12 protein-coding genes and 1 riboswitch are annotated in these 17,595 nt (G+C 52.1%); of the genes, 7 read left to right on the top strand and 5 right to left on the bottom strand.

Features of this window, described 5'->3' with window-relative positions; genetic code table 11:
• Window positions 1-83: 83 nt before the first annotated feature.
• A riboswitch (SAM riboswitch) is annotated at window positions 84-191 on the bottom strand.
• Between the two features lie 406 nt (window positions 192-597).
• From ahcY to mtnA, 4 genes are all read right to left on the bottom strand, one after another.
• Complete coding sequence (gene ahcY, locus EPA93_RS40520) at window positions 598-1,866, bottom strand: adenosylhomocysteinase (protein ID WP_129892991.1); 1,269 nt, start codon at window positions 1,864-1,866, stop codon at window positions 598-600.
• 164 nt (window positions 1,867-2,030) lie between these two features.
• Entirely contained in the window at window positions 2,031-2,972 is a 942-nt protein-coding gene (locus tag EPA93_RS40515; RefSeq protein ID WP_129892990.1) for a PfkB family carbohydrate kinase, read from the bottom strand.
• A 65-nt stretch (window positions 2,973-3,037) separates the two neighbouring features.
• Window positions 3,038-3,769 carry an HD domain-containing protein gene (locus tag EPA93_RS40510; protein ID WP_129892989.1) on the bottom strand — a complete coding sequence of 244 codons (732 nt, stop codon included), beginning with the start codon at window positions 3,767-3,769 and terminating at the stop codon, window positions 3,038-3,040.
• Window positions 3,770-3,777: 8 nt separating this feature from the next.
• Window positions 3,778-4,896 carry an S-methyl-5-thioribose-1-phosphate isomerase gene (gene mtnA, locus EPA93_RS40505; protein WP_129892988.1) on the bottom strand — a complete coding sequence of 373 codons (1,119 nt, stop codon included), beginning with the start codon at window positions 4,894-4,896 and terminating at the stop codon, window positions 3,778-3,780.
• A 392-nt stretch (window positions 4,897-5,288) separates the two neighbouring features.
• On the opposite strand from mtnA, the gene EPA93_RS40500 reads away from it, so the two are divergent.
• The 7 genes from EPA93_RS40500 (at window position 5,289) to EPA93_RS40470 (ending at window position 15,988) form a co-directional block, all read left to right on the top strand.
• Complete coding sequence (locus EPA93_RS40500; protein ID WP_129892987.1) at window positions 5,289-5,825, top strand: RNA polymerase sigma factor; 537 nt, start codon at window positions 5,289-5,291, stop codon at window positions 5,823-5,825.
• Window positions 5,822-7,666: an anti-sigma factor gene (locus EPA93_RS40495; RefSeq protein ID WP_129892986.1), complete on the top strand. Its 1,845-nt coding sequence runs from the start codon at window positions 5,822-5,824 to the stop codon at window positions 7,664-7,666. The genes EPA93_RS40500 and EPA93_RS40495 overlap by 4 nt, the downstream gene beginning before the upstream one ends.
• A gap of 221 nt (window positions 7,667-7,887) precedes the next feature.
• Window positions 7,888-8,202 (top strand): hypothetical protein, encoded by a 315-nt coding sequence (locus EPA93_RS40490; RefSeq protein ID WP_129892985.1) that lies wholly within the window; start codon window positions 7,888-7,890, stop codon window positions 8,200-8,202.
• Between the two features lie 684 nt (window positions 8,203-8,886).
• Window positions 8,887-11,466, top strand: a complete 2,580-nt coding sequence (locus EPA93_RS40485) for a sensor histidine kinase (RefSeq protein ID WP_129892984.1) — start codon at window positions 8,887-8,889, stop codon at window positions 11,464-11,466.
• A gap of 55 nt (window positions 11,467-11,521) precedes the next feature.
• Window positions 11,522-11,914 (top strand): response regulator, encoded by a 393-nt coding sequence (locus tag EPA93_RS40480; protein ID WP_165423724.1) that lies wholly within the window; start codon window positions 11,522-11,524, stop codon window positions 11,912-11,914.
• A gap of 250 nt (window positions 11,915-12,164) precedes the next feature.
• The gene (locus EPA93_RS40475; RefSeq protein WP_129892982.1) at window positions 12,165-13,670 is read left to right on the top strand and encodes a leucyl aminopeptidase; all 1,506 of its coding nucleotides are present in this window, start codon (window positions 12,165-12,167) and stop codon (window positions 13,668-13,670) included.
• A gap of 395 nt (window positions 13,671-14,065) precedes the next feature.
• The gene (locus EPA93_RS40470; protein ID WP_165423723.1) at window positions 14,066-15,988 is read left to right on the top strand and encodes a S53 family peptidase; all 1,923 of its coding nucleotides are present in this window, start codon (window positions 14,066-14,068) and stop codon (window positions 15,986-15,988) included.
• A gap of 85 nt (window positions 15,989-16,073) precedes the next feature.
• Here EPA93_RS40470 and EPA93_RS40465 read toward each other — a convergent pair whose 3' ends face one another.
• A complete protein-coding gene (locus EPA93_RS40465) occupies window positions 16,074-17,528 on the bottom strand; it encodes a phytoene desaturase family protein (RefSeq protein WP_129892980.1) in 1,455 nt (484 codons plus the stop codon).
• Window positions 17,529-17,595: the final 67 nt, after the last annotated feature.

Here is a 17,595-nt window from a genome sequence, read left to right as displayed (position 1 = left end):
AAGTAAAAGATGGCGGGGTGAATGGTCTATCTGAGGCACAAAAAAACCCCTGTCTTCAGGGGTCTGGCATTTATTGCTCATTCCCCTCATCTTGCGGATGATGCTCCGCCGGAATTGGCACCCTTCCTGCATTGCACAGACGGGTTGCCGGGCTTCGTAGGGCCGTTTCCCTCCACCTCTCTTGATGAGAGCGATCTCACTCGTAGTTTAGTTGTATGTGTACACATCAGTCGCATGTATGAGTTTAGCCACTGACGCCTATATTCTACGTCAAGAATGGCTCGCTTGTCAATCGAGATAAGCTGTAATCCAAGGCTTTCTAGTTCTGATTGGTTCTCCGCCTGACAGCTGTGCAGAAGAGGAGAAAAATCGGAGCACATCCCGGCGCGCCCCAGGTTAAGGGCTTCATTCGCTAGGTCGCGACGCCCCCTTACCAATCCCCATCTGGAGAACTTGAAGGCCCTGGCCTTAATGCTTGATGGCACCATATCATTTCCACTTTTTTCCCTCAATTGAGGGTCCCCGCAGCTTCTTTCCACTGTTTAAAAATTTTCCCCTCACAGGGAAGACCCTGTGAGAGGAAAGCCTTATAAAATCTTAGGTACCGGACTCCCAGGAATTGAGATACTTCTCTTGCTCGGGAGTAAGCGTGTCTATGGTAATCCCCATAGCCTGCAGCTTGAGGAGAGCGATCTCCTGATCCAGCTCTTTCGGCAGCGTATAGACACGAGGCTGCATCTCTTTGGCATGAACGAGCATATATTCGGCGCCTAGAGCCTGGTTGGCAAAGCTCATATCCATCACGCTGGCAGGATGACCTTCCGCAGCTGAGAGATTGACCAGGCGACCTTCAGCCAGCAGGTGCACGCGACGACCATCGCCATAGGTATATTCGTCGACGAAATCGCGCACCCGTCGCTTGTTCACGGCGAGCTGCTCAAGGGCGGGAATATTTATCTCATCATTGAAATGGCCGGAGTTGGCAATGATGGCGCCATTCTTCATGCGCTCAAGATGATGCTTATCAATCACATTGAGATCGCCGGTCACGGTAACAAAGAGATCTCCTAGAGCCGCAGCCTCCACGCCAGGCATGACGCGATAGCCATCCATCACGGCCTCTAGAGCGCGTACCGGATCTACCTCAATCACAATTACATTGGCACCCATGCCATGAGCACGCGAGGCGACGCCACGACCGCACCAACCATAGCCGAAGACGACAACAGTGCGGCCAGCTAGCAAGATATTGGTAGCACGTATAATCGCATCGATAGAGCTCTGCCCCGTACCATAGCGATTGTCAAACATATGCTTGGTATCGGAATCGTTTACCGCCAGAACAGGGAACTTGAGCACCCCGCCCTTCTCCATGCTCTTTAGTCTGATAACGCCTGTGGTTGTCTCCTCCATGCCGCCGATAATATTCGGGAGCAGCTCCGTGCGCGTAGAATGCAGAGTTGAGACCAGATCACAACCGTCATCCATGGTCATATTTGGTTTGTGATCGAGCACAGCATTAATGTGCCGATAATAGATCTCCTCATCTTCCCCTTTAATCGCAAATGTAGGAATACCATACTCATTTACGAGAGCTGCGGCAACATCATCCTGTGTTGAAAGGGGGTTAGATGCACACAACACAAGATCGGCCCCGCCAGCCTTCAAAGTGATGGCAAGGTTGGCAGTCTCCGTGGTGATATGCAAGCAGCCAGACATGCGCACACCCTTTAAGGGTTGGTCCTTGGCAAAGCGCTCACGAATGAGGCGCAGAACGGGCATATCCTTAGCTGCCCACTCAATACGATCTTTACCGCGAGGAGTCAGAGAAGCATCCTTGAAATCCCCACGAATCGAAGTCGTCATATTACGTATTTTTCCCTTCTGCAAAACAAGTAGGTTTTGTATGATAAGCGCGAGGTAGGGATAACTCACCACGACGCTTGTAGCTTAGCTGAAGAATCGAGCGTTAGCACAATTCTCTACGCAACAAGCTATATTCTACAACATAGCTGTGGTAAAACTTCTAGCTAACGCGCAAGTTGCCAATCCGGGTCAAAATGCGAGCAGGCCACCAGCGCTTTGTAGCGTCGGGCAATATCATCCATGGTCAGATTACGCAGACCGCCGATGCTAAAATCGGCACAGGTAAAGGACCCGAGAATATTTCCATGCACCACAGCACGTTTGAGATCTTCAATATCATAAGACCCGTTAGCTTGCGGCGCAACTGTTGAAAGATAGCCAAGCAGGCCGGCAGCAAAAGAATCGCCGGCGCCAGTTGGATCAATGACCTCTTCTAAGGGATAAGAAGGCGCGCTAAAATATGTCCCATCAGCGCCAAACAATAACGCACCATAACTTCCCTGTTTTACCACCACATACTTCAAACCAAGCTTTAGAAGCTCTCGCACGCCAGTTACCAGGCTGGGCTGATTAGTAAACTGGCGCACCTCTTCCTCGCTCAGCAAGAGCACATCGACGCGCTTCATGACCTCAGTCAGCCCCTCGCGCTCAGTCATAATCCACAATTCCATTGTATCAAGCACAGTAAGCTGTGCCTGAGGCATCTGTTCAAGCACTTCCAATTGTAACTGTGGATGAATATTGGCAAGAAAGACTAACTGGCTTTTCTGGTATTTCGCAGGCACGACCGGATGAAAGTCAGCAAAAACCCCAAGTTGCGTATCAAGCGTATCGCGACTATTCATATCCATATGATAGCGCCCGACCCACCTGAAGGTTTTACCGTCTTGTATCTGTAAGCCCTCTAGATCAATAGAGCGCTTGCGCCAGAAATCCAGGTGCTCTTGCGGGAAATCGCTGCCCACAATCGCGACAAGATTTACCTCATCGTAAAGGGAGGCTGCAGTCACAAAATACGAAGCCGCACCTCCCAGGGCATCATTCACCTTAGTAAATGGCGTCTCAACATTATCGAGGGCCACGGAGCCAACGACTAAAATAGGCACATCTATCCTCCATCACAAAAAGTAATAGTTAGTAACAGGCAAGCAATAAAAGAAAGCCAAAGAGGCTAAACCGGCGTAGCATCGCTAAGATGCTCGATCACCCCATCTAAAAAGGCAAGAGTGTTATTAAACTTTTCACGAGCCAGACGCCGCGCTGGCTCAGTATTCAAGGACTGATATAGCTCAATAAAGCGCTCTTCTATATGACGAAGGATAGCAGCGAGAACCTCGCCGGTCACTGCGCGATTAGGATAGCGCGCTCCGAACTCTATCAGCGACGTCACAACGGCCAGGCCGCTAAGCCGCCCTAATTTATCAGCATCATAGAGAATAAGGCCTTCAATAGATGCAGTTTCGCGCTTCTCGGCAGGAACGGCCGTAGCATGTACCAATATGGCCTGTTCCACCTTCTTAACGCACTCTTCCGGTGCATCGCATTCGCGCAAGAACTCAACAGCCATTTCAGCCGACTTTTGTTGATGATCGTGAAAACCATGAGTCGCAGTAGAGATATCGTGAAGGTAGCCAGCGATCACAAGGACCTGCATGTCTACCGCACCGGGGCGCTTTTCCTCCTCTTCCTTCCCTTCCTCCTCCTCTTTCTTCTTTTCTTCCTCTTCCTCCTCCTCACCTTCGGCTTCTTCTTCTTCCTCCTCCTCAGCACTTATTTCCTCTTCTTCCAATTCTAAGGCAAGCATTTTGCAGTTTGCGACAACCGCGCTCACATAATGAAACCCCTCGCTGCCCAATACTTCTTCAGCATAATGGGCAACGGCCTGTACGATATCCGAATCCATTGACGAACTCACCTCCCAGAATCATGTTCATCCCTGAAGATTTGTCGCAAAGTAACCTCGTAAGGAGGCCGAGCGATACCCTTTTCCGTAATAATCGCCGTGACATAGGTATGGGGAGTCACATCAAAGGCCGGATTAGCAACATTCACTCCCACAGGAGCAACCTGGGCATCGCGCACTCTTGTCACTTCTTCAGGGTTACGTTGCTCTATAGGGATATGTTCGCCAGAAGGAAGGCTCAGATCAACAGTAGAACAGGGGGCAACCACATAAAAGGGAATGTTGTGAGCCCGGGCCAGTACAGCCACACTATATGTTCCAATCTTGTTTGCGACATCCCCATTAGCCGCAATACGATCAGCGCCAACAAATACAGCCTTGATCCCGCCATGATGCATAAAATGCCCTGCCATATTATCGGTAATTAGCGTGAGGGGAATCCCTTCTTGCTGCAATTCCCAGGCGGTCAGGCGAGCCCCTTGTAGGATTGGGCGCGTTTCATCAACAAAGACGTGAATTTGTTTCCCTGCTCTACTGGCCACATACATAGGAGCCAGGGCCGTGCCCCAGCCAGCCGTAGCCAGAGCGCCAGCATTACAATGGGTTAGCAGAGTATCGCCATCCGCAATCAAGGCCGCGCCGTATTCCCCCATACGCTGACAAGCAGCAAAATCCTCATCGGCAATCGCTTGAGCCTCGGTGCGCAAGGCACGTCCCAGTTCCTCAACGCCACATCCCTGCCCTACAAGCTGATCGGCGCGACGTTGCATGCGCTCAATCGCCCAGAAAAGATTTACGGCCGTTGGGCGTGTAAGGCCCAGGAGGTGGCCAGCAGCCAGCAGATGTGCGTGCGCCTGATCCAGGGTAAGAGCCTCCCCGCGCTCTGCAGCTTCGCGCTGAAGGCGGTAAAGGGCCAGAGCCATGCCAAAGGCAGCAGTTACCCCGATGGCAGGTGCGCCGCGCACTTTTAAGGTTTTGATGGCATCAGCTACCTGTTCCTCATCCTTAAGGTGAAGATAGACCACCTGCTGGGGCAGTAACGATTGATCCAATAAAACTACAGTCGCACTCTTTTCATCTTCTTCCCACCATACAGTACGCACACGCTGGGGCAGATCTTCGGGCATCGCGCCAAGGCCTCCTTACAAATAGTGACATTTTATTTAGCGATCTCGCTGAGAAGCCGTCCCGGACGGCTCCCCGTTATGGAACGAAAGGACCTGGCCGTTGGCCCCTGCTCTACCAAATAGTACTAAGACATAGGTGGATAATAGCAGGAAATCGACCAAAGTATGCTACCATGATAGACGAAACACCACGCAACTGCAAGTGTATATGACTACTCTAGCATGTTACTGATAGCGCTGGTTGTCCGTTCCACTACACAGAAGGATAAAGAGCCATTCTGTATCCACGGGATACCCTCACAAAGCGTATCCTCGTTGCTCGGAGATGAGCTGCTGTCTCTTGCATGGAACGGACAAGATGATAACTGTAGCCATCGAAGGGATTGTAGCGCATGGCCCAGGTGGAAACCAAGGAAAGCTCTTGGTCCTTTGAGCAAATTTACGACGAATATAAGACACCTATTTATAACTATGTCTATCACCTGGTAGGGGATCGTGAGCAGGCTGACGATTTAACGCAAGATACTTTTCTAAAGGCGTTTCGAGCTCTACCAAAGATGGATGCAAATCTAAAATTATCGGCCTGGTTGTATCGTATAGCAACAAATACCGCTTATGATGCTCTTCGACGTCGCAAGCTGATAGCATGGTTGCCGTGGCAGGATCTAGACCACGAACCAGCCGATGTGGAGAGCGCCGATCCACAAGAAATATATGGTACGACTGAGTTGGTCCGCGCGGCTCTCCGTCGCATGCCCCCGCAGTACAGAGCAGCATTGCTCTTGTATACACAAGAGGGTTTTTCCTACAGTGAAATTGCTCAAGCTCTGAATATTGCGGAGAGCGGTGTCAAGATGTATCTTTCACGCGCACGGCAATCGTTCCGTGAGCACTATCGAGCTCTGGAACAAGGAGGAGGCACAAAATGAGTTGCGAGCAAGTCAAGGGGCTTCTCAGCGCTTACCTTGACAAACAGCTCGCATTGGAAGACTGCCGCAATGTTACGATCCATTTACAAGAGTGTGTAGAGTGCAAGCAAACCCTGGCAGACTTCCGTCACCTTGATGCTCTCCTGGCTTCTTTCCCGCGCGTTGGTCCTGATGCTACTTTACGCAAAAGGATCTTTTCTTCTCCAGAGTATCTGGAGATAACCGGAACCCTGGCCGCCCGAACCAAAGGTGAGACGGTTCCATATAAGCGTGTGCAAACTAGTGATTGGAACCGTCCTCAGCTGGTTTCCCTGCCAGGTGGTCGCTTGCACGCCTCCACTGCTTCTCCCACCGTGCCGCTCCTTACTGCGGTATCTTATCCGTCAAGATCTCACGGTAGCCGGGGATTGCGCGCAATACGTTTCACTCTGGCCGCGGCAGTCTTGCTCGCGCTGGGAGTTGGGGGCCTTATCAGCTGGAATCTCTGGCACCCGCAGGGACAGCTAAGCACGAATACGCATAGCATTATCCCTCCGGCTGGCTTGTCGCAGCCACTGGTTCCTGCCGGGACACGTTTTGTATTTCAGCGCGACAACGCACTCTGGAGCGCGCCAACGGATGGAGGCACAGGGATTGTACGCCTGACCCCCACCAATGTTGTGGTTGCTACTACATGGACGGTCAGGCCGGCTCTGACCGGGCGCTCAGCCGGCAATATGCTCGCTTATATAGACCTGCAGCAAGGCTTTGTCCATACAGTGCGCAGCGATGGGCAAAACGATACGCTCATCCAACCATCTTTATTTAAGTCAGGAACTCAGCCCTCTTCAATGTGGGATACCGCGCTTGGAGCAACTATTCTTAGCGGCTTGAGCTGGGCCAAGAATGGCAGCCAGCTAGCTTTTCTGGCTGACGCACAGGGCAACGGGCAAACAGGCCTCTATATCTATTCGACAGGAACAGGAGAGACCTATAGGGTTCCCCTCCCTTTCCAGGGTAGCGTTGCCCATCCAGTCTGGTCGCCGGACAGTACTCGCGTAGCCTTTGTGTTTACCCATGACAATCAGGTTGGTATCCTTGACTACAATACACAGAATCATGGGATACTCACGATAGTCTCCGCAGTGAATAGTGCGGAGCACCCCAACGACACTGTGCTCACACTTGATTGGTCGACCAGCGCAGATACGCCCTCGCTGACCTGGAGCGTTGGCACCGCCAAACATATCCATAGTATCTGGCAAGAGCGCGTTGGCCTTGACAAATCGGCGCCCGAAAAACGCCTGATAGAGGGCAGCTTCATCGAGGCTACCTATAACAGTTCCTGCCACGCAGGAGCAGGTAGCTGGCTGCTGATTACTGAGCAGGGCGATATCCTCAGACTTGATGCCAGTACAACCACCAGGCTGGGCCGCAACAAAAGTGCCAGATCTGCCCAATGGTCGCCCGATGGGAGTTATGTAGACTATTTCGAGACGCCTGCTCTGGATATGGGTATGCTCCATCTCCTCAATACACAGACGGGATCGGATACGCTTATAGCACCCTCGGTCACAGATAATCCAGCCCCCACGTGGTCGGTCAATAGCCAGAACCTGATCTACGCCACCAGCACCCATATACTTATTGTTAATGTGCAGAGCAACAAAACTTCACAGCCGCTCAAGCTGCAAGGAGTTGCCTCAACATTTAGCTGGTCTCTGACGACTCCTGGCCAGGTAGCGCTCTCCATGGCCGATGGCCAGCAGGGCATCTACTTACTCGATACCCAGCACGATACAGCCATCCAACTAGATACCGATAGTTTGCAAGGCCCCATCATGTGGACACAGGTTCCATGAGTATATCCTTATTTTCCAAATTTGTATATTAGTACTTTTTTCCAGAATGATACACAATAACACAAAATCAGGTATATAATAGTAGCAATATTCACAGTAATTTCACATGCAGGTAAAAAAACTTAATACGGTATTCACACCATGCCGGTATAGTATACGGTATGAGTCTCTATTATGGTCTCTCGGATGTACGGGTGTATGTGTTTTTGGAGGAGAAGAGTATGACAATAGCCCAGACGTTTTTCGCAGGATATTCACCATTAGCTCAGACGAGGCTTAATGTAGAGGGAATTGCGCAATTAGGGGTTCGGGCTATTTTTCGCGCCAGCCCTCGCGCAACAACACGCGATATCCTGGGACAACTGGAACGCAGAGATCGGATTGTGCTCATGCTGCTGGATGGGAAACGCACCATCCAGGATGTAGCACGGTTGGTTCACCGTAACGAGTTAGAGATAGCGAGGACACTTGTCCATCTCCTGGAATGTGGCTACGTTGAATTTTTGGGGTCAGAAGGCCAGGTACCCCAGAGCTAAAAAATGCTAGAGGCATAGAGGGGCCGAATACCTCTTTCTATATCTCTGCCTGGCTACGTATCAGTGGAAATGCTTATACCTGACTGACGACATTATGCCGAGGCTTTAGACCAGGCTCCTATTCCCACTTTTGAGTTATGCGGGACATGGGCCAGTCCTGGCAGCCTCTGAAAGTAGCAGTACATAACTATTTCACTGCCGTTAGGCATAAGCATCACCAGAGAGTTCAGACTATTTTTGCTGAATGGGCCTTCCCATACGGGAAGCTCTGAAGAGGCAGCGGTGTAACTGGCAAAGCTGCCCGAGCGGGTTTCCGCTCGGTGTGAGATCTCCTGGAGATGGGGAAATGCGCAACACGACAAAAAAAGATTTCGGGAATCTCACAATTTACAACGAATTTCTTCAGAGAAAGAATTTTGCCCCCAAAAATGATAACAATTTGCTCACTTATACGTTATAATACATAGGCCTGGGATGGAAGGCGGGATGTACGTGAGCAAGCAGATCCACCTCGACGAGCGGCTTGTAACGTATATCTGGATTATCGTGCAACCTTTTCCCCATGGGGTTTGCACGCGCACCTCCTAGAGCTTCGCGTTGCTCTCAATAAGCAAACGCGTGGTAAGGGGAGGACGAGCTGGCACCCCGTCCTCTCCTTACTTTTATATTCTGAGAAAGGGTCGAATGCGATTTATAGCGCGCTCAATTGGGGGAAAACTTATCGTCGTTGCGACGTTGATACTCCTACTCTGTATGCTTCTGTTCGCAGCACTATCCTGGAGCTTACTCAGCTTCTATACGGAACATACAGCTCGCAGAGATGCCCAATTGCACCTCTCCCATATCCAGCGAGCTTATCAGTCCTACACGACGACGCTGACCAACCAGCTCAATAAAATAGCCAGCGATCCACAGATCGCGGCTGCGGCCACGCACCCTTTCTCTTCCTCAGCGCAGGATCGTTTGCAAGGTTTACTTGCGGCCCAGCCCATACGCTATCACTGGTCTCAACTGGCCATTGTGACCAAAGATCATCAATATGTCGCGCAGGTGGGCAATGCCGACCCCAATGAGGATGGAGTTGACGCTAGCCTGATCCCGCTTATTAATCAAGCCTTTCAAGGTCAGATAACTCTAACTATAGAGCGTATTACCATCTCTGGCGTTCTCAATAATCAGTGGGCCCTTAATATAGCTATTCCAGTCCGCTCGGCCCCCAATGCACCGGCCAGCGTCTTATTCGCCTCTCAGCCAATCGATAGCACGCTGGCTCAGGATATTTCACAGAAAGCTGGTCTCCCACTCGCCATCTGTGTTGCCGGGCACGTCCAGGGTGCGGCAGGAATAACGCTGCCCAGCCTGGGACTAAAACAGTTTGATACCTCGAACCTTTGCAATACAGGTACTACCTCGACGATCAGCGGCACACAACGCTACCTGACCATGGCCAGCCAGGTCCATGCAGATCAACAGCTAATCGACTCGACGAGCCTGGTTGTTGCCGCTGTCGAGCCATTATATATCTTCACGAGCAAAACTACGCGCCTCTTGCTCATCGTTGTAGGCATGGGATTGGTTACCTTCGCGCTCGGCGTGATTATTTACACGTCCTCTCTAGGTATTCTTTTTGTGCGCCCTTTGCGCCGCTTGCAGACGCGCGTCCGCACTCTGGTAGCCAACAATGCAGGAGCGCAGGAAGCTCTCCCAAATAGCGATGAGCTCAGCATGCTCTCGCGCTCTTTTAGCCTGCTCTCAGAGTCACTCGAAAGCGAGAGCCAGGCGATGACCGAGCAAATGAGCAATCTGCTGATTATGAGCGATGCCCTTATCTCTACGCTTAACCTGGAACCGCTACTTGGCGAAATCGTTGCGCGCATGGGGCGCATCATGCATGTCAGGCATGTATCGCTATTGCTCTATGGGCGGGAAATGCTCTCGCCCTGGGCTGTAGCGCAATGGTCGGATCAGGATATCACAGCGCTTGCGGATTCTTCGGGGCTTAGCGACTCTAAGCCGCATGGTGTTGTTACGGTACATGCAGATCCCGATGGAGATATAACCCTGGCCGTCACTTCAAAATTAGCGGCAATACCAGCGAACATACGTAAAAATGCTGTCGGTGGCAACAAACGTTCGGCAGTGCGCGCGCCAAAGCTCACCCAGGTTGCCTCGCACTCAACAGCTTATGGCCCATTACGTCGTCCGCGCATTCCTCGCCAGGCCCTGCGCGATCTTGATATGATTCTTGCGCGTATGGTCATCCAGAGACAAAAAATTGCCTATGGCGAAGACATCGCGGCAATCTATCGCGAACGCCAAGAGCCCTGGGCTGCCATGGCGCTAGAAGCCGGCTATCGCTCGGCCATTTCTGTGCCCTTATTGCTGCCAGATCAGGCCATAGGTGCTCTGATACTCTATGCGGATAAACCCTATCAGGTCAGCAGCAGAGACACCTTTTTACTAAGTACAGCGGCCATTCAGGCCTCTATGGCCATCCAGAATGCCATCTTATTTGCCGAGGTCAAAGAAAAGAATGAGGCCCTGGAACGTGCAAACCATTTGAAATCTCAATTCCTGGCTAATGTGACCCACGAACTGCGCACTCCGTTGCATAGTATTATCAGTTACGGTGCGTTAATCCTTGAAGGGTTTGTAGACGGTGAACTTACTCCTGAACAGGAAGAGCATATTCAATTTATGGTACGACGGGCCGAAGATCTTTCACATCTTGTTGACGATATGCTGGATCTTTCCAAGATAGAAGCTGACCGCATTGAGGTCAAGCCAGAGCCACTAGAGCTTAAAGAATGTCTAACCGAGGTAGTCAACCAGTTAAAGCCGATGGCCAATAACAAAGAGCTTTACTTTAACCTGAACATAGAAGGCGACATCCCCCACGTCCTTGCCGATGGCCACCGCATCCGCCAGGTCGCCATTAATCTTGCCTCTAACGCTCTCAAATTTACCGAAAAGGGAGGGGTCACGCTTCGTTGCGTTCGCATCACTAATGATATGGTGCGTATCTCGGTAAGCGATACCGGCATCGGTATCTCGCCGGCGGCCCTCGATTACATCTTTGAGGCGTTTCGGCAGGCCGATGGGAGCACAACCCGTCGTTTTGGCGGCACTGGCCTTGGCTTAACAATCGCCAAAAAGCTTATTGAGCTGCAAGGTGGTGAGGTTGCCGTGGAAAGCGTCCTGGGACAGGGCTCAACTTTTTCATTTACGCTACCCGTCGCCATTGCCCAGGGATCTGAAGTCTGACGCTTTTATGGTCTCAGTCAAGCACTTGAATACACAGCAGAAGAGAGAATCTACAATGAATACACCCACGCAGAATACTCGTCCAGCGACGATCCTGGTTGTGGAGAATGAGGCTTCTAACCGTATCCTTATTGAGCGCGTCCTTTCGACACGTGGCTACCGCTGCCTCTCGGCCTCAAATGGTCGCGAAGCTCTCAATATTCTTGATCAGGAACAGGTTGACCTTATTCTTACTGACCTTTCTATGCCCGTCCTTGACGGCTACCGTGCAACACAACTCATCCGCGCACGTCCAGGTCTTGCCAATGTCCCGATTGTGGCCGTCACGGCCTTTGCCCTTAACGATGAAGGCGAAGCAGCCAAACAAATTGGCTGCACCGAATATTTAACCAAGCCATTTAAGCCACGACAACTCCTGGAGGTCGTTGAGCGCTTGCTACAACGTTAGCCCCAAACTTTCGCAGCTTTGCAGCCTGATGCTTGTATATCTTTAGCCCAGATGCGATACTAGCATTGTAGCTATGCACCATCCTCACGTGGACTATACAGAGCCTGTTCTCAGGGCAATTGCTCTGCCTCCTGGATAAGGTTATTTAACTGGCTCCAAGGGAAGATCCTTCAAGGGGATTTTTGCGTACTACCTGCTTCCTTTTCTTGTTCACCAGGAAGCAATTTAACAAGGTTAGAAGGTTCTAGACATGCATATCCAACTGATTACACAGGCAGTGCAGGATATACAGTGTGATGCATTGCTTGTAGGAGCTGCCATTAAGGCTCCAAAACAAAACGAAGGGGGCATTGTTCTCTCTGCTACCGCTGAGGCTGTCGATAAGCTGCTGGATGGTCTGATCAGCGAGCGCAGCGCAGACGGCGAGTTTCAAGGCAAGCTGGGAGAAATGCTTACCCTCCATCCGCGTGGACGCCTGGCAAGCAGGCGCGTTATCGTTGTCGGTCTAGGCCCTCAAGCCCAGCTCACTGCGCAATCGCTGCGCCGCGCCACAGCTATCGCGGCTCGCCATGCGCAAAACACTGGCGCTCAGCATATTGTCCTGGCCGCACAGGGAAATCCTGCCACACCACACTATACGCAGGCTCAGGTAGAAGGTGCTCTGCTTGGCCTATACAAGTTCGACCACTATTTCTCTACGCGCGAGGAGAATAAAACTGTCTCGCGCATCGCTGTTCTTGTGGAAAACAGCAGCGCTGAGGACTTACAGCAAGCCTTACAAAAAGGGCGCATCCTGGCCGAAGCAACAAACTTCGCGCGTGATCTTGTCAATGAGCCACCAATCGTGTTGACGCCCACGGAATTAGCAAATCGCGCCGCGGCAATGGCCCGCCGCGTTGGCCTTGATTGCGAGATTTTCGATAAGGACAAAATTACAGAATTAAAAATGGGTGGCTTGCTCGGTGTGACGCAAGGGAGCGCAGAACCGCCCCGCTTCGTTATCTTACGCTACCGCGGCGCGCCCGATAGCACAAATAAAGGTCTGGCCTTGGTAGGTAAGGGCATCACCTTTGATAGTGGCGGACTTTCGCTCAAGACTGCAGCGGGCATGGAAGATATGAAGAGCGATATGGGCGGCGCTGCAGCTGTGCTCGGGGCGATGCAGGCAATTGCTCAGCTCAAGCCACCTATCAACGTGACGGCCCTGGTTCCTACCTGCGAGAATATGCCCAGCGGCACCTCTTATCGCCCCGGCGATATTCTGCGCATCTCTAATGGTAAGACGATAGAAATCGTCAATACCGATGCAGAAGGACGACTCATTCTATCCGATGCGCTTTCTTATGCTGCCAAGGAGGGCCTATCGCCAATTATCGATCTGGCCACTCTGACCGGCGGCGTTGTAGTTGCGCTTGGCAGTTTTATGACCGGCCTGTTCTGCAACGATGAACAACTGTCGCAAGAGATCATCAGTGCTGGTCAGAGCGCAGGTGAGAAGTACTGGCCGATGCCACTGGATGACGACTATAACGAACAAATTAAGAGCGATATAGCCGATATCAAGCAGACAGGTGGCCGCGAGGCTTCTTCGGTGACAGCTGCGAAGATCCTGCAAAACTTTGTGGGCGATGCTAAATGGGCCCATCTTGACATAGCCGGCACGGCTTTTGTCGAGACGAAAAAGCCCTACCAGGAAAAAGGGGCAACAGGTGTAGGCGTGCGTATGCTCGCTGAGCTGGCTCTGCGCCTGGCCTAAATATGTTCATCCCGGCCATTCGAAGGGCTGCCTCTCAACTATCAATCCTTCGGATGGCTTCTTCTCCCACTTGCTTCTTCCTTTCAGGCGTATATGCTCTTTTCTCCCCCAGGGCTTTCCAGGGCCATGTTTCCTCGACCACAACCCGTTAGCAACCAGAATTTAACCCGATCTCAATGATAATCTTCTTCACCATATGATGTAATTGCTTATATTATCCTTTTGGCTTCTTGTGTACCAGGAAGCAATTAAGAGAGGATCTGCTATCAGGTCCGTTGAGGATGTGGATAGGGAAAAATGGAAATCATCGGCGCGCTTGTGGCGTGCCTGGACCTGCCACTTCTTTTATGCATCTGCCGGATTTGATAGAAAAACGATGTGAGGAGGATCAGGTTGTGAGGAATCTAAGAGTAGCAGCACTCCCCATCCTGCCCGGCGTGGGGCTTATCATAGCGCTGGGAATGATACTATCCACCCTTTATTTCCATGTAAGGAGTACAGAGGCATCTCCCTCACCATTTGTTACCCTAAATGGTAGTACTGCGCAGTGGACAAAGGCTGCTCACTTTATTCGCGTCCATAGCCCTTACGATAAATTGACCATTGGCTTGCTTCTTAAAGCGCAAGATCCAGGTGCCCAACAAAGGCTCTTGCATGATCTCTATAATCCCCATAGCAATCACTATCACAAGTGGATTACTCCCGCTGATTTTGCCGCTCGTTTTGGGCCGGCAAGCGCCCAAAGATCAGCAACCATCCACTTTTTGACCCAGGAAGGCTTAAAGCTCATCCCTTCATCCAATCCAGCCCTCATTCTAGCACGAGGCACAGTTCAGCAGATTGAGGGTATATTTCATACCACCATCAACGATTACAGCTTTGGCGCAGCACAGAGCTACTACGGGAACAATGCCGACTTAAAGTTGCCAAAGCTGATAGCAGGCAATGTACTTGGCGTCTTTGGCCTCAACGGCTTTGCGGCTTTTAAAGCCTATGATATACGCGATAATGAGGCTAGCAAGAAAAAGCCACAGCCCTACGGAGGGGGTCCGCTGGGAAGTGGGCTCACACCGTCCCAGTTTACCAGCATATATCATATCGATCCGGTATACCAAAGCCTCAAAGCCAGGGGGCAAGGAACCACCCTGGGACTCTTTGAGCTTTCTGGCTATAAGGCCAATGACATCAGCCAATATGAGAAACAGTATAAGCTGCCAGCCGCTCCCCTTGTTGATAGGCTCGTTATGGGCGGTGCCACTGACCACAAGAACGCCGGAGAAGTAGAGCTTGATATCGAACTGCAGCTGGCCACCGCGCCGGGGATCAAGCAGCTCATCGTGTATCAATCGCCCAACACTGAGCTAGGCAGCTTGGCCCAGTTTCAGCGCATGGCAGACGATAACCAGGCAGATGCACTTAGCATTAGTTGGGGCTCTTCATGCGAGTACAGTGTCACCTCACAACTGGCTCTGGCTGAATATCAAATCTTTCTCCAAATGGCACTGCAAGGACAAAGCCTTTTTAGCGCATCTGGCGATTCCGGCGCTTACGGCTGTGCTGGAAGCGATTCCAAGCCACCCGCATCCCAAAGCCTGCAAATAGGAGATCCCAACAATCAGCCTTATGTGACGAGCGTCGGCGGAACTTCTTTCCGGCAGCTCGATGGCAACATCTTGTTTGATCCACACAACGATCCCCATCCTCAATATCCTGGGGCAAGTAAGGAACTGGCCTGGATCAGTCATCCCTGTAACGCCACTACCTGTGCTGGAGGAGGCAGCGGCGGCGGCGTGAGCAGAGTTTGGGGCAGCGGTGATTATGTCTTTGATAGCCACAATCACCCCCTACCCGGCGTGATCGAGACCCGCGCGAAGGGATACGATGCCGATTACAGCCAATATGGCGCTTATTGTCACCAGGAAGCAGGAGTTTTATGCCGCCAGAATCCTGATGTAGCCATTGACGCCGATCCCGGCACAGGCTTTTCCATCTATTGCACAGATCCCGGCGATAGCAGTTGCTCAACCGGCGAATTCACCTCACAGCCGGGCTGGGTACGCATTGGAGGAACTTCCTGCGCCGCGCCTATCTGGGCTGGCATAGCCGCACTGGCAAGAACTTACTATGATCAGCGGCCGGGCCTGTTTAATTACATCATCTATCACTTCGATAATGCAGCAGGCTTCTCGCACCAATTCCATGACATTACAGGGCTTAATAACGGCTACTATCCAGCCGGGCCTAATTACGATATGGCGACAGGCCTTGGCTCGCCCGATGCATTTGAACTCATCAAAGCTATTCAGTCTCCAAACTAATCTGCTTTGAGTCTCAGCCATCCCGAATGCTTTACCCGGAGCGGCAGTAAAGCTGCTCACCTAAAGCTTCGGGAGGCCCCTAAAGCTATCCTTTAGCCGAATGCCGGGCATCGGCCCGCAGCAGCGCTTGAGCGGCAAAATAGCCGCACATGCCATGCACACCTCCGCCTGGCGGCGTCGATGACGAACAAATGTAGATATTCTTAAGCGGTGTTGTATACGGAACCAGGCGCAGGGCCGGTCGCGTGAAGAGCTGCCAGAGATCCTGAATACCTCCGTTGATATCCCCGCCGACATAGTTCGCGTTATATTGCGCAAAATCAAGCGGGCTCATCACATGTCTAGCCAGAACGCGCTCCCTAAAGCCCGGGGCAAAGCGCTCAATCTGCGCCTCTATGCGCTCAGTCATATCAAGCATAGAGCCATTCGGAACATGGCAATACGCCCAGAGCGTTTGCTTGCCAGCTGGCGCCCGCGTCGGATCGAAAAGACTCTGCTGGGCCAGAAGCACATAAGGCCTCTCGGGAGGCACGCCCAACGCTACCTGTTTTTCCGCGGCCGCAATTTCGGCAAAGCTCCCACCAAGATGAACAGTACCCGCGCGTAGACACACATCGTCCTTCCAGGGAACCGGCCCATCCAGGGCATAATCAACTTTGAAAGCTCCCGGCCCATACCGATAGCGCTGCAAGCTTTCGCGATAGAACGTCGGCAAGCGCGTCCCCACTATCCGCACCAATTGGCGAGGCGTGAGATCAAAGATGATGGCCCGTGCCCGGGGCAGATCCCAGAGCGATTTCACCTCCACGCCAGTCACAATCTCGCCACCCAGAGCGCGCAGATAAGCAGCCAGGGCATCAACAATTTTCTGCGAGCCACCTTCAGGCATGGGCCAGCCGAGAGTATGGCCGGCCAGAGCCAGCATCAAACCGATAGCAGCCCCTGGCACCTGATCGAGAGGGAGCATAGAATGGGCGCATAAACCCGCCATAAGTGCTCGCGCCTGCTCTCCCTTAAAATGGCTATCAACCAGGCCATGAGGCGAGCGCAAGGCCGACAGCGCAAAGCGCGTCAGCGCCAGGGGATGGCTCAGGAGTGGTTGCAGGCGCAGCGGACCCAGAAAGGCTTGAACAATCTTATCCCACGAGTCCACAAGAGGCGCTATCAAGCGCATATAAGCCTGGGCATCCTGGCCAAGGGTGGCCGCCGTCGCCTCTAGAGAGCGATCGAGCAAAGCAACGGAGCCATCGCCAAGCGGATGCGCAAGCGGGATCGGTGCATGCAGCCAGCGCAGCCCGTACTGCTCTAGAGGCAAAGTCTGAAAAAATGGCGAGCCCAGCCCCAGCGGATGGATAGCAGAGCAAACGTCATGGACAAAACCCGGCAACGTAAGTTCCTTTGAACGAGCGCCACCACCAATCGTCGCGTTTGCCTCCACAAGTAGGACACCTCGTCCCTCCTGGGCCAGCGCAATCGCGGCAGCCAGCCCATTAGGGCCCGCACCAACGATAACCGTATCATAAGAATCGCGTTTTGGCATAGCTATTTCGTTTCCTTGCCAGCATCTAGCATAACAATGTCTTAGCAAAGGCTTTCTAACGCCTTGT

Source organism: Ktedonosporobacter rubrisoli (assembly GCF_004208415.1).
Taxonomy (GTDB): Bacteria; Chloroflexota; Ktedonobacteria; order Ktedonobacterales; family Ktedonobacteraceae; genus Ktedonosporobacter; species Ktedonosporobacter rubrisoli.
The sequence above is the reverse complement of the archived record's forward strand: the minus strand, read 5'-3'. Positions and strand labels throughout refer to the sequence as shown.